The following is a 15,059-nucleotide window of genomic DNA, read 5'->3' as shown; positions in this document are numbered from 1 at the left end:
GCGGGTAGGTCAGTCATGGCAGTCGGTTCTGGGGATTTGGGAACGTTGCACCCGGTTAAGGGTGTGCGAATTGGTATCGGCAGTGCGGGCATCAAAAAGCCCGGTCGCAAAGATACCGTGGTTTTTGAGCTGGCCGAGGGCAGCCGGGTCGCCGGTACCTTTACGACCAATGCCTTCTGCGCTGCACCGGTGACGCTGGCCAAGCGACATTTGGCGCAGGGGCAGCCTCGGTACTTGCTGGTCAATACCGGCAACGCCAATGCGGGTACGGGCGACATCGGCATGCAGGACGCCGAAAGCAGCTGTGCTGCACTGGCGTCGTTGACCGGCGTTGCGCCTCAGGCCGTGTTGCCCTTTTCTACCGGTGTTATTGGTGAAAAGCTGCCGGTAGAGAAGCTCACTGCGGCCATGCCCCAGGCGCTGGCGGATCTCGACGCGAATCATTGGGAAGCGGCGGCGAGCGGTATTATGACTACCGATACCCGTCCCAAAGCCTGCTCCCGGCAAATCGTACTGGATGGCCGGACGATCACCATTACCGGTATCTCCAAAGGTGCGGGCATGATCAAACCCAATATGGCGACCATGCTGGGTTATGTCGCAACCGACGCGGCCATTGCCCCGGCGTTGTTGCAAACCCTGGTTAGCGACGCGACCGAAGCCTCTTTTAACCGCATTACCGTGGACGGCGACACCTCCACTAACGATGCCTGTGTGCTGGTGGCCACTGGTCAAGCCGGGCTCGAAGATATTGACTCAGCAGAGCATCCCCATTTTCCCGCGCTGGCTGAAGCGATCCGGGAGGTATTCATTCATCTCGCCCAGGCGATCGTGCGCGACGGTGAAGGTGCGACCAAGTTTGTCAGTGTGGTGGTTGATGGCGCTGGAACGACGGAAGAAGCGCTGAAAGTCGGCTATGCGGTTGCTGAGTCGCCCCTGGTCAAAACGGCCCTGTTTGCCAGCGATCCAAATTGGGGGCGCATTTTGGCGGCCATCGGGCGGGCGGGAGTTAGCGGCCTTGATGTGAGCCAGATTGATGTTCATCTGGGTGATGTCTTAATCGCCGAAAGGGGTGGTCGGGCAGCTTCCTACACCGAAGCGGCCGGCGCGGCAGTGATGAAGCAGGAAGAAATCGCGATCACAATTAATCTGCGGCGCGGCGATGTGCGAGAAACCATCTGGACCACCGATTTTTCCTACGACTACGTCAAAATTAATGCCGAGTACCGCAGCTAAAACTATTGAAGTAGCCGTTGGGGTGCTGCGCCGCCCCGGCGGCGATATCCTGATCGCCAAGCGGGCTGCATCAGCCCATCAAGGTGGGCTGTGGGAATTCCCGGGTGGCAAGCGAGAAGATGGCGAAGACATCCTCACCGCGCTCGTGCGGGAGTTTGATGAAGAGCTGGGGGTTGAAATTGATCACCAGGCCTGTCGCAGCATGATGAAAATCCACCACGATTATGGCGACAAGGCGGTCTGTCTGAATGTGTGGTGGATAGAGGGTTGCAAAGGCGAGCCCGAGGGCCGCGAAGGGCAGCCGCTGCGCTGGGTGACACCAGCGGCCTTAGCGAGCTACGCCTTTCCTGAGGCCAATCGCGCCATTGTCGATGGGATTTTGCAGGCGGCAGTTAGCGATTCCGGAACGGCTTCCTAGGCTGTTCTTTCGATGCCTGCTTGTTTCAAGTGGGTTCTCCAATACAGAGGCGGTTGGCGGGCAGCCTGACGCTTGCCTGGGCCCAATTTCTGCTAGTGATTTTCCAGATCACTGGAAAGGATGTCTTCATAGACCGGGCTGCCAGGAATGGCGTGGTCTTCGTTTGCCCAGGCAATAAAATCCTGATTCTTGCACTTTTCCGAGCAGAAGGGTTTTGCCGGGTTGGCGCTGTCCCAGACAATGCTGGTTTTGCAGCCTGGGCAGGCATAGACCCTGGCGGCAGGGTTGTTCTGGTCAGTCATTTCGCTTCGCCTTGCTTAAGAACTCCTGGTGAAGTGTGTCGACCTGTGCTGCTAGGTAGGCCAAGTCCCGGCTATTGTCGATGACATGGGTGGCTGCTGCAAGGCGAGTCTGGCGGTCCACCTGGCTGGCAAGAATTTTTTCGACGAGAGACCGCGGGTTGTTATCTCTGGCCATCGTGCGCTCAATTTGCACGGCTTCCGGCACATCCACCACCACAAGGTCCTTGCACATGGTCTGCTGGCCGCCATCGACCAGCAGGGGCGACACATAAATGACATAGGGTGATTGGGCGGCATCCAGCTGGCGCCGGGTCTCTGCGTGAATCAGCGGGTGCAGGAGGGCTTCCAGCCAGCGCTTTTCATCCTGATCGGCAAAGATACGCTGTCGTAGAGCCGCTCTGTCCAGCGCGCCATTTTCCTGCAAAATGTCATCACCGAAGTGGGCCGCAATGGCTTTTAATGCCGGTGTGCCAGGTTCGACTACTTCGCGGGCGACCACGTCAGCGTCAACGATGACCACGCCTTTGTCGGCAAAGGCGCGGGTGGCGGCGCTTTTGCCGCTGCCTATTCCCCCGGTTAAGCCAACGATATACATGACAGGCCCCGGGGCTATTTAAAGCCGGCAAACTGGAGGTAGCTGGAGACGATTTGATCGCCCCAGAACATGGCAATCCATCCCGCGGCGGCCAGGTAGGGGCCGAAGGGAATGGTCTGGCCGCGCCCCTTGCCCGCAAGGCTCAGGCTGATGGCGCCGAGCACCGCACCCACCAGCGAGGATAAAATAATAATCAGCGGCAACTGCTGCCAGCCGAGCCAGGCGCCGAGGGCCGCGAGCAACTTGAAGTCGCCGTAGCCCATGCCTTCTTTGCCGGTCAGCAACTTGAACAGCCAGTAAACAGACCACAGCACCAGGTAGCCAAAAATGGCGCCCCAAACCGCATCCGCCAAGGGCAAGGTGCCGGTGAATGCGTGGAAGGCCAGGCCGAGCCAGAGCAGGGGTAAAGTAAGTTGGTCGGGCAGCAGTTGGTGGTCCATATCGATCATCGACATGATCAGCAAAAGCCAACTGAACAGCACCACGGCAACCCCCTGGGGTGTGGCACCGAAATGGGCAATCGCGAACACTGCCAGCGCTGCGGTCGTCAACTCGATGGCGGGATAGCGCCAGCTGATCGCTGTCTTGCAGTTCCCACAGCGACCTTTCAGCATGAGGAAACTGACAATTGGGATGTTTTGCCAAACCTTAACGGGGCTTTTGCAGCTAGGGCAGTGGGAGTTGGGCTTGCTCAGGCTGAAGGGTTTTTCGTCCTGGGCTGGCAGCTCCAGTAGCAATCTACACTCTTGCTGCCAGCTTTGTTCCATGATTTTCGGCAGGCGGTAAATCACCACATTAAAAAAGCTGCCAAACATCAGCGCAAAAATGGCGACAATGGCCAGAAAGATAAAGGGCTGGCTGTCTGCCAGTTGCAGAATGGTCATAAGGTCTTGTTTGTCTCGCTAACGGCTGTGCTGTCTTTAAATCGCGGAACCCAGCATAAAGATCGGCAGGTACATGGCGATCATCAGGCCGCCGACCAATACCCCCAGAATCGACATAATGAAGGGCTCGAGTAGCGCGGTTAGCGTATCGACGGCGTTATCCACCGCCTCCTCAAAGTGAGTGGCCACTTTGTCGAGCATGTCGTCCAGAGAGCCGGATTCTTCACCGATGGAGACCATCTGCAGCAGCATGGTGGGAAAGAGATTGGTAAAGCGAATGGAGGAGTACAGGGTTTGACCGGTGGTCACGTCGTCCCGGATTTGAATAATGGCCTTGTAGTAGACGGCATTGCCTGCCGCGCCAGCGACGGAATTCAGCGCATCTACCAAGGGGACACCGGCCGCAAAGGTGGTTGCCAAGGTGCGCGAGAAGCGAGCAATAACCGAGTTGTAGATAATATCGCCGACCACGGGAATCTTGAGCGACATTTTATCGACCCAGTCGGAGAAGCGCTTCGAACGCCGTCGAGCCTCTTTAAATGAGAAGCCCGCGGCAATCATCACACCCAGAGCAATAAACCAGTTGGCTTGAGCCCACTCAGATAGGAAAACAACAAATTTGGTAAAGGCCGGCAGATCCGACCCAAAGCTTTGGAAGGTACTGGCAAATTGGGGAACGACTTTGATTAACAGGATTGCCGTAACGACAATCGCAACGACGATCACCGCTGCTGGATAAGTCAGGGCTTTCTTGATTTTCTTTTTGAGTGCTTCTGTCTTTTCTTTGTAAGTGGCAACCCGATCCAGCATCACCTCCAGGGTACCCGACTGTTCGCCGGACTCGACTAGGCTGCAAAAGAGGTCGTCAAAATATTTTGGGTGCTTGGCACAGGCGGCGGCAAATCCGCCCCCAGAGGCCACATCATTTTTAATTTCGTTGACCAAATCCTGCATCGTGGGATTGGCAGCGCCCTCGGCAACGATATCGAAGCTTTGCACCAACGGCACACCGGCTTTCAGCATGGTGGCCATCTGCCGGGTGAAGATCGCAATATCCTCCGGCTTGATGGCTTTCTTGCTACTGAATAAGGGCTTTGGCTTTCGCTTGACTTGCTTGGTGACAATGCCCTGCTTGCGCAGCTGCGCCTTGACGAGCGCGGCAGAGGGGGCGGTTAATTCTCCACGGGTTTTCCTACCCTGTTTGTCCACTCCATGCCATACAAAAACTTCCGTCTTTGACGCTGCGGTCGCCATGCCTTAATCCTTCGTTACCCGATTAACTTCTTCCAGACTGGTCACGCCTTGTGCGCATTTTTTTAATGCCGATTGGCGCAAATTGGCAAAGCCCTGTTCCTGCGCCTTTGCGGCGATTTCAAGCGAGTTGCCATTTTCCATAATAATGTGGGAGATCTCAGGGGTAATACGCACAACCTCGTAAATGCCCACCCGCCCCTTATAGCCATTGTTACATTTTTCACAGCCCACTGGGGCCATAATGCTCGCGCCGTCCAATAGCTCCGGTGTAAATCCCTCTTCCAGCAAGGTGTGCTGAGGAATATCCGCTGGTACAGCGCACTCCTTGCACAGTCGTCGTGCGAGTCGCTGGGCGATAATCAAGCTGACTGAGGTGGCAACGTTGAACGATGGCACACCCATATTCAACAGCCGCGTTAGTGTTTCGGCAGCGCTATTGGTGTGCAGGGTGGATAACACCAAGTGCCCGGTCTGGGCCGCTTTAATACCAATTTCTGCGGTCTCCAAGTCCCGAATCTCCCCCACCATAATGATGTCGGGGTCCTGGCGCAGGAAGGAGCGCAAGGCCTCGGCAAAGCCCAGGCCGACCTTTGGATTGACGTGGACCTGGTTGATGCCTTCGAGGTTGATTTCCACCGGGTCTTCAGCGGTGGAAATATTCAGCTCCGGCGTGTTAAGAATGTTCAGGCCGGTGTACAGCGACACCGTTTTACCGGACCCGGTCGGGCCCGTGACTAATATCATCCCCTGAGGCTGGCTCAAGGCCTTCATATAAAGGGCTTTCTGATCTTCCTCATAACCCAGCGCATCAATACCCATCTGTGCAGAGCTGGGGTCCAGAATCCGCAGCACCACTTTTTCGCCCCACAAGGTGGGCAGGGTGTTTACCCGGAAGTCGATGGAGCGGGTCTTGGACAGTTTCATCTTGATGCGACCATCCTGAGGAATGCGTCGTTCGGAGATGTCCATTTGTGACATGACTTTTAGTCGCGCTGCCAAACGGTAGCCTAGTGCCGCTGGCGGACGGGCGACCTCATGAAGAATACCGTCGGTACGGAAACGCACCCGGTAGATTTTCTCATAGGGCTCAAAGTGAACATCTGATGCGCCGCCGCGAATGGCATCCACCAATACCTTGTTAACGAACTTGACGACGGGCGCCTCGTCGGCGCCCTTTAGATCAACATCGCCATCGCCGTCCTCATCTACGGCTTCGATATCAAGATTCTCAAGGCCGATATCATCCATATCGCCCAGACTGTCTGCCAAAGACTCCTCCTGGGCAGAGAGGTATTTGTCGATCGCTGCGTTCAGCGCAGATTCTTCGACAATGATTGGCTCGGTGGTCAGGCCGGTATGGAATTTGATCTGATCAAGGGCGGCCAGATTCGTCGGATCGGAAACCCCAAGAAACAGGCGCTTGCCTCGTTTAAACAAGGGGAGGGCGTGCTGGGCGCGGACCAGCTTGCTGTCGACCAATTTTTGGGGGGCAAGCTCAGGGAGATACGCCCGCAGATCCAGAAAAGGGATGCCAAACTCATCGGCGGCAGCCTCGGCAATCTTGATGCCGTCAGCCAGATTCTTGCTGACCAGGTAAGCTACTAAGCTTTTTTTATCTTTTTGGGCGGCATCGATAGCTTTGCGTATTTCGGTCTCTTCTAAAAGGCCATCGTAAACCAAACGTCGGGGTAAGCCATTGAGAGGGGGTTGGGTACTGTTCATCAGCAATCACTAAATTTCAGTAGTTTTAGACCGAGTCTTTCGATCAGTTACTCTAGCATGTCGAAATATAGTCCGGTAATGATAAATGCTTGTCGCAAATAGGAAGTTTGCGAAGTAATGGGTGTGGGTGACAAAAAACGTCAGATGTGGTCACTCTAAGGTATGAGTGGCTTGCGGGAAGAGTAGTTGGCTGAGGGCTTTCGCCCAATATTTGATTGGTTCGCTTTGGCATATTTCGTGCTTCAAACCTTCCAGATTGGTTTCCTTCAATCTGCAAACGCATATTCTCGTTGGAGTTGGAGATTATTATGAAAAAAGTACAACAAGGTTTTACCCTGATCGAATTGATGATTGTAGTAGCAATCATCGGTATTTTGGCTGCAGTTGCACTGCCTGCTTACCAGGATTACGTTTCCCGCTCACAAGCGTCAGAAGCTGTCAACTTGGCGGGTGGTCTGAAAATTCAGGTTGCTGATGTTTATGCTGATACTGGTGATTTGAGTGGTATCGATAGCAACACTAACGGTCTTCCGGTTGCAACTAACGTCAAAGGTAAATACACGTCTCGAGTTGACGTTGCTGATGGTGTCATTACCGCTACTATTGGTGGCGATGCTTCCGCCACAGTCAATGGTTCTACCATCACTCTTTCTCCAGTTACAAACCTTGGGTCTCTTGAATGGGTATGCAAGCCGGGCGTAACGGGTACTGCTGTCGAAGACAAGTACTTGCCTTCTGCTTGCCGTTCATAAGTGTATCGGGCCTCACTTGGCTAGCTTATAGGTAGGTGTAGGTAGGGAACAGGAAGCCCGCTCTATGAGCGGGCTTTTTCTTATCCGGTCATTTCTGTAATTCACAGTAGATAAGGACATTTCACGTTGGCCACGCCCCAACAATTGTTACACGAGAGGCTCTTGGCGACTCTGCTTCTCGCTGCTGTATCAGCAGTCACGGTTCTAGTTTATTGGCCGGGATTAGCCGGTCCTTTTATATTCGATGATTTTGGCAACCTGGATAAGCTTGGCTTCTTGGGGGGAATCCGGGACTGGGACACATTCTGCGCCTTTGTGTTCGGCGGTCATGCTGGCCCGACAGGCAGACCGATTTCCCTGGTCAGCTTTGTGCTCAATGCCAGTGATTGGCCGGCCGACCCCTTTGTCTTCAAGGTAACAAATCTGCTGATTCATCTAGTTTGTGGCTGTCTTGTCTACGTCGTCTCACGCCAGATACTCGTTGCACTTGATGTCGCAGATCGCAAGCTCATCCTGATTGCGCCTCTTATAGCCACTTCCATCTGGTTGGTGCATCCATTTCTGATTTCCACGACGCTGTATGTTGTGCAAAGAATGGCGCAATTGGCGGCACTCTTCTGCTACTTGGGCATGGCAGTGTATCTGTATGGCCGCGCCAGGCTCGCTACCCAGCCCGGAATTTCATATGTTTGGATGTCCACGGGAATTGTTTTGGGCACTGCGCTGGCTGTATTTTCCAAAGAAAACGGTGCTTTGCTTCCGTTGCTTGTCCTGATTCTGGAATTCACCATTTTCTCCTCGGGCCATCAGCGACCGGATTGGCGTTGGATTGTCTGCTTTTTGATACTTCCCTCGCTGGCAATACTTGGTTATTTGGTTTGGCGGGCTGTGAGTGTGGATATGTTCCATGTTTCAAGCCACAGAGGGTTTAGTATTTACGAAAGGCTGTTAACCGAGGGCCGCATTGTTGCTGAGTATTTGCGGTTGTGGTTTGCGCCGAAAATATTTACCGCTGGGGTGTTTCAAGATGCTTATCCGAAATCGACAGGACTGTTAAATCCGGCAAGCACTTTATGGACGCTCGTCTTTCATGCGCTGGCAATCATGCTGCTGATCTGGTGCAGAAAAAAATATAAATTGATCGCGTTCTCCGGCTTGTTTTTCTACGGCAGTCATCTCATCGAGTCGACCACGGTTTCACTGGAACTCTATTTTGAGCACCGGAACTACCTAGGCACCGCGTTTCTCTTCCTTCCCATCGTAGTTTTTATCTATAAAAACGTATCGAGCAAAGTATTCGCGCTCTCCAGTGTGGTTTTTTTGGCGCTGCTAAGCGCAATGACCTTCCAGGCCTCCAGAGTATGGGCAAGCTACGACTCATTGGTGTTTTCCTGGGCGGAGGCCGCGCCAGAATCACCTAGAGCGCAGCAGCAGGCGGCGATGCAGCTATTGAATGCAGGACTGGAGAATGAGGCAAAAGCAGTCACGGATACGGCCGTCAGCCGGATTCCGGATGACCTTAACCTGATGATTTGGAAGCTTGTGGTGGACTGCAAAACAGATTCCGTTGCGTCATCAAGCGTCGAGACTGTCGTGTCTCTCGCATCCAGAACGGCTTACGACTTGCGCGCCCTGGCCTATTACCAAACCTTAATTGGTGTTGTGAAACATCCCGGATGCCGAAAACTGGGGTGGGAAGAGCTGAGCCAGGTTGTGGAGGCATTGCTCCGGGTTAGGGAAAACGCCAATGTTCGTTCTGCCAGGTATGCCCAAATTCAGTATTTATTGGGTATGATCGCTATAAATACTCACAGCGTTGCTGAGGCTGAAGTACACTTCCAACAATCGCTTCAATCCAGACCTTCGCCTGACGCTGCGATGAATATGGCGGCACAATTTGCCAGCGCAGCCAATTTTGAAAGCGCTTTAGTCTTTGCCGATAAGGCCGTTAAGTACATTGAAAATGGGCGGATTGGCAGTTCCGGGCGGAGCAAAGACGAGTACCTAAATCAAATCCGAGATTTTCAGCATACCGTGGCAGTGGATATGGCGGCGAATAAGTGACGATTACCTATGATAAGTATTGTGATTCCTGCAAAAAATGAAGCGGAAAGTCTTCGTATTCTTCTGCCGACGCTAAAAGAACGGCTTGATGATATTGGTAAAGACCACGAAATTATTGTCGTCAACGATGGCTCAACTGACGAGACAGGTCAGGTATGTAACGAAAATGACGTGATAGAGATTGCCCAGCCTTATAGCAAGGGTAACGGCGCCGCCATCAAGGCTGGTGCGCGAAAGGCGATGGGCGATGTGATTGTCTTTATGGACGGCGACGGTCAGCACAAGCCAGAAGATATACCTATGCTGCTGGAAAAACTTGACGAGGGTTATGATCTGGTAGTGGGTGCCAGGCTGAGCGGCTCGCAGGCTAGCCTGGGGCGCGCGACCGCAAATGGCTTTTATAACCTTTTGGCCAGCTATATGACGGGAAGAAAAGTGGAAGACTTAACGTCTGGCTTTCGCGCCGTGCGAGCGGAGAGGTTTAAAGAGTTTCTCTATCTGCTCCCCAATGGCTTTTCTTACCCGACCACCAGCACCATGGCCTTTTTCCGGGCTGGCTATTCTGTGTGCTATGTGCCAATTCATGCCGAAAAGCGGTTGGGCAAAAGCCATTTGCAGCCCATCAAGGATGGCGTACGCTTCCTCTTGATCATCTTCAAGATTGGCACGCTCTACTCGCCGCTCAAGTTATTTGCACCTGCGGCAATGCTATTCTTTCTACTTGGCTTGGGTTGGTATGGCTATACCCTGGTCACCATGAACCGCTTCACCAATATGAGTGCACTATTGTTTACCAGCAGCGTGATGATCTTTTTGATGGGGCTTATTTCAGAACAAATTACCTCGCTGATGTATAAAGAGCGTGGGTGATCCACATGAGCCGGGTATATTTAGCCAAGAAGATTTACGGGTCCAAAAGTACCTGCAGGAAAAGTGATGTACTTGTCGATTAAATCAGTATTCGCGCTTTTGAGCACAAAGCAACAGCGCGAATACTGGCTGGTGACCGTGTTGTTGAGCATTACTGCTATTGCCGCCGTTATTCCAGCCATTACGACCCTGATTGATTTTCAGAGTGCAGTAGAAAAAGGCTATCTGCATACCCTGTACCAGTGGCTTGGCAAGCCCGATAAACCGCTATTTTTAGCCTTGGTTACCGCGGGTGCCATCGGTTTTATCTGGGGTGGTGCACTACTAACCACGCTGGGCGTATTTGCCCGGCAACGCTTTACCCGGCGCATTAGCGCCGATATCTCGGCGAGAGCCTTTAACTACTACATGGCTCAACCGATAGAGCCGTTTTATGCCCGCCCCGGTTCGGAATTTTTGCGCAACGTGAATGGCATTAGTGAGCGTATTGCCACGGGCATCATAGACGCCAGCTTTGTCATCCTATCGAGGGCCGTGCAGCTTGCCGTGATTGCCGCTGTGTTAATGGTCTTTAATGTTCGGGTAACGCTTTTTATCCTGCTTATCATCGCCGGTGCTTATTTTCTGATCTACTCGCTGATCAAGCGCAACTTGAGGCGCATGAGTGCGGAAAATTTCGATTCGCAAAAGCAGTTAAACCAGATGATTTCCGGCAGCTATGCAGACTACCGAAATATTCATATTGACGGTCGGCTGAAAGACTATCTGCAACATTTTCGCTTGATCAAAAAAAGAACCTCCAAGAAAACGGCCAATATAGAAATACTAGGCACAATTCCCAGAAACTTTATTGAAGTTTTGGGGATGACGCTGTTGCTGGTCGCAGCGTATTACCTGGGTAAGACTGCTGAAAGCGCCCATCAATTGGTGACAACCATTTCGCTCTTCGCCATCGCCGCCTACAAAATACTGCCCGCCGCTCAGCAGATTTATCACGCGGTGAGTAAAGTGACTGGGGCGGCAGTGGTATTTGATAGAGTAAAGGCAGAATGGAAGACGCTTCCGCTTTCCCCTTCAGCACAATCAAATCCCCTAGCCAAGGTTAGTGACTATAAAAGGCTGAGCTTGAATAGTGTGTACTATGCTCACCAGGGGAAAGCGTGGGTAATACAAGAGTTGAATGCAGACGTTGAACTGAGAGGGGTGGTTCGAATAACCGGCCCCTCTGGTGCAGGCAAGACCACCCTGATTGAATTACTGGCTGGCCTGCGACAACCTACTTCGGGAACCATAAGCCTGGACCAAACTGACTTGCAGCACATTCCCCAGGCGCAGTGGTGGGCCTCTATTGCTTACGTCAACCAGAATGGATATCTGTTTGCTGGGACGCTGAGGGCTAATATTGTCGGCAGTGATAAGCAGGGTGATGAATCACTTTATCAACGTATTTCTGATATTTGTGGGTTACACACTTTGCCGAGCGATGTTGTCAATGAAGGCGCAACCAACCTTTCGGGTGGCCAGAAATGTCGGGTACTGATTGCCAGAGCACTATATAAGAAAGCACAGCTGCTCTTCCTGGATGAAAGCCTTTCCCCATTGGATGTGGATGCTGCAAAAACCATTTTGCGAGGCATTCAGCAAACCTATCCTGATTGCTGCATCTTTGTGATCAGCCATAGAAGCGAAGAGTTGGAGCCGGGCTATCAGGAGGTGGTGCTATCGACATCTGTATCAGATATGCCGTTGACACTCGATACCGGTGCTGGTAAGCCATGAAGGTGAACAAACGCAATCCATGGCACTGGCTATGGTTGGGGCTACTCACCGTTAATGCCGTCCTTGCGGTTATTCTCAGAAAATTTGTTGCCAGCAATAACCGGGTAATACTTTACGGGCACAAGCTGAACGGCAACCTGGGGGCGATATATCGGGAGAGCTTGAAGCACAAAGCGTTACGCTTGACCTATCTTACAATGGACTATCCCTATTACCGGAAGTTAAAGCAGCAAAAGGTAGATGTTGTATGGGCCGGTAGTCCGAGAGCCTTGTTACTGCTGACAACGGCCAAAGTATTAATTAGCGACCATGGACTTCATTCCTTGGTGTTGTTGCTGGATTATTCCAAGTTAAAATTTATCGATGTTTGGCATGGCATACCCTTCAAAGGGTTCGATAAGGACGATTTCAAAGTACAGCACCGCTACGACGAAGTCTGGGTAGCATCGGAATTTATGGCCGATCTGTATGAGAAAAAATTTGGCTTTAAGAAAGACAAACTAAAGGCGATTGGTTACGCCAGAACAGACGTATTGGTTAAGCCCGGAAAAATCGACCGAGCCGCGCTTATGCGGGAGTACGATATTCCTGCCTCAGATAGGACGGTCATTCTCTATGCGCCTACCTGGCAGCAGGATGATGCTGGCAGGAGTCTATACCCGTTCGGTATGGAAGAGGCTGAATTTCTTGATGAAATGAGCCGAATGGCAGAAAAGCTCAACTTTATATTCGTAGTACGTATGCACTTGAATGCTAGCAAAGGGTATAGAGCCCAATTCGAAAACGTATACGCCGTACCTGCTGACGACTATCCTGATACTGAGCGATTGCTCCTGCTGAGTGATATTCTGATATACGATTGGTCATCGATAGCCTTTGATTTCTTATTACTTGACCGCTCTGCGATATGCTTTGATGTGCCGCCGCCGTTCAAAAAGGGGCTTAGTTTGGATAAGAGCTATAGGAACGGCGAGGTGGTTGCGAATCTTGAGGAATTTAGGTCAGTGATAGCAAGTATGATGGAAAATAAAGACATGGCGCTACACTGTATCGACGAGCATCGTAATAAAATTAAGACAAGGATTTATGAACGCCTTGCCGACGGTTCATCATCAGCTAGAGCATGTCAGGAAATATCCAAAATCATATGAGCGACGATCATGAGCAAAGTAGTGATAACCTTTGGAACCTTTGATGTGTTTCATGTGGGACATTTGCGCATACTTGAAAAAGCAAGGGCATTAGGTAGCCGTCTTGTAGTTGGGGTCTCAACCGATGAATTAAGTTTCAAGAAAAAAAGGCGAGCTCCTGTCTATTCTCAAGATGAGAGGTATGAAATTGTTTCTGCATTAAAGTATGTGGATGAATGCTTCTTTGAGGAGCGCTTGGAGGATAAAGGGCTTTATATTTCCCGCTACAAGGCAGGGTTGTTGGTTATGGGCAATGATTGGCAGGGGAAGTTTGATAACTATCGTGAATTCTGCGAGGTGGTTTATTTACCAAGAACTGAAAGTATTTCCACAACAGCCATCATCGAAAAAATTCAGGGTTGATTGATGGCGAATTTTCCAAAAGTTTCAGTGCTGATTGCTTGTTTCAATAATGCTGAATATGTGGCAGGTGCCATACATAGCGTTTTAAGACAAGATTATCCTTTCTATGAGATTGTCATCATAGACGATTTTTCAGATGACAATTCCTTCAAAATAATTAAAGAATTCGAAAGCGATAAAGTAAAAATATTTAGAAACGAAAAAAATTTTGGAACCGGATATACAAAGCGTAGGTGCATAGAGGAGTCAAGCGGTGAAATATTTTGCTTTCTGGATTCCGATGATGAGCTCGCGAGCCACGCTTTATCATCAATGGTAAAGTGCCATTTGGAAGATCCTGAGTGCTCCCTAGTATTTTCAAATTATTACGATTGCAATTCTGATCTTAAAATAATCAAAAAAAACGTAAGACAGAATGCTGGGTCGTCCTTCTCTCATTTGGATACAGGGAAGATATCTCACCTCGTTACATGCAAGCGAATTTTTTACGATAGAACGGCGGGTATTAATCCCGCGTTTAAGCTAGCCCAAGATCACGACCTTTATTACAAAATGGAAGAAGTGGGGGTTGTCAAGTATATAAATGATTTTTTATATTTTTATAGAATGCATAGAAGAAGTGCTAGCCGGGCGTCTCTAGACGCTCGATTAAATTCCAGATTATGGCATTTTCGTGCTATTGAGGCGGCATATCATCGACGTGGTCTTGATCAATCTGACTTGGATCTTCGATTTCTAGTAATGATTAAAGACGCAATGAAAAAGCACTCATACCATAAGTTGTTGGCAAGGCGTGTGAGGGGGGTATTAGCATGGTGTCTAATGAAGTAGAGTGCTACGTAATAAATTTGGAGCGAGATCGACAAAAAAAAAGCTACATGGAGGAGCTTCTATCGAATCTTGGAGTTTCGGCGGTATTTTTCCATGCCATCGATGGAAGTTTGATTAAGCCAAGCCAGAAGGTTGACCTATATAGCTCCATAGGAAGTAGAGCAAAAATAGGGAGGGTACTTACTTCGGCTGAGATTGGTTGTGCTTTATCTCATATCGAAGTCTATAAAAAAATAATTCTACAAGACAAGAAATATGCATTAATTCTTGAGGATGACGTGATAATAGAGCCTGACTTTAAATCAGTCTGCGCTGCGGCCGTAGAGCGTATTGAAAATTCCGATATCATTTTTCTTGGATCTCACACCTCATCGAATCGCCATAAAGATGTTTTCTTGAAAATCAGGGGAAAGACTCAAATATCCCTTGGTCGCTACATAGGATACCCAGCAGAGCCTCCGTATGGTGCATATGCGTATTTGGTGTCTAGAGCCTCCGCAAAGAAGATGTTGGAAATTGTCGCCAATCTTAGTCTCCCAATTGACCATTACACTTCCAGTTCTGCGCTATTAGATATTAAAGTTATAAAGCCTTCCGTTATACGGGTGAATTCAAAGCTGGAAACTCTAAGTAACTTGAATGAAGATAGGTATAGATTACATCAGGCCAAATTGCGTATTTCAAAAAAAAATAGATTAAGAAAAAACATTATAATCGGTCTTGGTGTTTATCCGATCTACAAGGCCTTTTCAAAAAAAATACGAATTTTTTTCAATATTCTTAATCCAACATAGGTGCC

At 50.4% G+C, this 15,059-nt stretch carries 15 protein-coding genes; 10 read left to right on the top strand and 5 right to left on the bottom strand.

The features are described 5' to 3' along the window. Positions 1–15: 15 nt before the first annotated feature. On the top strand, positions 16–1,236 hold the full coding sequence (argJ, locus tag NCG89_RS05685) for a bifunctional glutamate N-acetyltransferase/amino-acid acetyltransferase ArgJ (RefSeq protein WP_251088798.1): 1,221 nt from the start codon (positions 16–18) through the stop codon (positions 1,234–1,236). Further along, a complete protein-coding gene (mutT, locus tag NCG89_RS05680; protein ID WP_251088797.1) occupies positions 1,217–1,654 on the top strand; it encodes an 8-oxo-dGTP diphosphatase MutT in 438 nt (145 codons plus the stop codon). The genes argJ and mutT overlap by 20 nt, the downstream gene beginning before the upstream one ends. Before the next feature lie 92 nt (positions 1,655–1,746). Here mutT and NCG89_RS05675 read toward each other — a convergent pair whose 3' ends face one another. Genes NCG89_RS05675 through pilB form a run of 5 tightly spaced genes read right to left on the bottom strand, consistent with a single transcriptional unit; the run spans position 1,747 to position 6,411 of the window. Continuing rightward, complete coding sequence (locus NCG89_RS05675; protein WP_251088796.1) at positions 1,747–1,956, bottom strand: DNA gyrase inhibitor YacG; 210 nt, start codon at positions 1,954–1,956, stop codon at positions 1,747–1,749. Then, positions 1,949–2,551, bottom strand: coding sequence for a dephospho-CoA kinase (gene coaE / locus NCG89_RS05670; protein ID WP_251088795.1), 603 nt, complete (start codon positions 2,549–2,551; stop codon positions 1,949–1,951). The genes NCG89_RS05675 and coaE overlap by 8 nt, the downstream gene beginning before the upstream one ends. Positions 2,552–2,565: 14 nt before the next feature. Beyond that, positions 2,566–3,435, bottom strand: a complete 870-nt coding sequence (locus NCG89_RS05665; protein WP_285236395.1) for a prepilin peptidase — start codon at positions 3,433–3,435, stop codon at positions 2,566–2,568. Positions 3,436–3,471: 36 nt separating this feature from the next. Beyond that, on the bottom strand, positions 3,472–4,689 hold the full coding sequence (locus NCG89_RS05660; protein WP_251088794.1) for a type II secretion system F family protein: 1,218 nt from the start codon (positions 4,687–4,689) through the stop codon (positions 3,472–3,474). Between the two features lie 3 nt (positions 4,690–4,692). Further along, entirely contained in the window at positions 4,693–6,411 is a 1,719-nt protein-coding gene (gene pilB / locus NCG89_RS05655; protein ID WP_251088793.1) for a type IV-A pilus assembly ATPase PilB, read from the bottom strand. Between the two features lie 308 nt (positions 6,412–6,719). Between pilB and NCG89_RS05645 the strand changes: the two genes are divergently transcribed. The 8 genes from NCG89_RS05645 (at position 6,720) to NCG89_RS05615 (ending at position 15,054) form a co-directional block, all read left to right on the top strand. Then, on the top strand, positions 6,720–7,163 hold the full coding sequence (locus NCG89_RS05645) for a pilin (protein ID WP_285236394.1): 444 nt from the start codon (positions 6,720–6,722) through the stop codon (positions 7,161–7,163). A 162-nt stretch (positions 7,164–7,325) separates the two neighbouring features. Then, the gene (locus tag NCG89_RS05640; protein ID WP_251088792.1) at positions 7,326–9,227 is read left to right on the top strand and encodes a tetratricopeptide repeat protein; all 1,902 of its coding nucleotides are present in this window, start codon (positions 7,326–7,328) and stop codon (positions 9,225–9,227) included. Between the two features lie 9 nt (positions 9,228–9,236). Beyond that, positions 9,237–10,097 carry a glycosyltransferase family 2 protein gene (locus NCG89_RS05635; RefSeq protein ID WP_251088791.1) on the top strand — a complete coding sequence of 287 codons (861 nt, stop codon included), beginning with the start codon at positions 9,237–9,239 and terminating at the stop codon, positions 10,095–10,097. 66 nt (positions 10,098–10,163) lie between these two features. Next, entirely contained in the window at positions 10,164–11,876 is a 1,713-nt protein-coding gene (locus tag NCG89_RS05630; protein WP_251088790.1) for an ATP-binding cassette domain-containing protein, read from the top strand. Further along, complete coding sequence (locus NCG89_RS05625) at positions 11,873–13,027, top strand: CDP-glycerol glycerophosphotransferase family protein (RefSeq protein ID WP_251088789.1); 1,155 nt, start codon at positions 11,873–11,875, stop codon at positions 13,025–13,027. The genes NCG89_RS05630 and NCG89_RS05625 overlap by 4 nt, the downstream gene beginning before the upstream one ends. A 9-nt stretch (positions 13,028–13,036) precedes the next feature. Next, on the top strand, positions 13,037–13,429 hold the full coding sequence (locus NCG89_RS05620; protein ID WP_251088788.1) for an FAD synthase family protein: 393 nt from the start codon (positions 13,037–13,039) through the stop codon (positions 13,427–13,429). Between the two features lie 3 nt (positions 13,430–13,432). Beyond that, positions 13,433–14,260 carry a glycosyltransferase family 2 protein gene (locus tag NCG89_RS16920; RefSeq protein ID WP_432757883.1) on the top strand — a complete coding sequence of 276 codons (828 nt, stop codon included), beginning with the start codon at positions 13,433–13,435 and terminating at the stop codon, positions 14,258–14,260. Further along, positions 14,242–15,054: a glycosyltransferase family 25 protein gene (locus NCG89_RS05615; protein WP_251088787.1), complete on the top strand. Its 813-nt coding sequence runs from the start codon at positions 14,242–14,244 to the stop codon at positions 15,052–15,054. Before NCG89_RS16920 ends, NCG89_RS05615 begins: the two co-directional genes overlap by 19 nt. Positions 15,055–15,059: the final 5 nt, after the last annotated feature.

The organism is Spongiibacter taiwanensis (assembly GCF_023702635.1).
Lineage (GTDB): Bacteria > Pseudomonadota > Gammaproteobacteria > Pseudomonadales > Spongiibacteraceae > Spongiibacter > Spongiibacter taiwanensis.
This window is presented reverse-complemented; position numbering and strand designations above follow the sequence as displayed.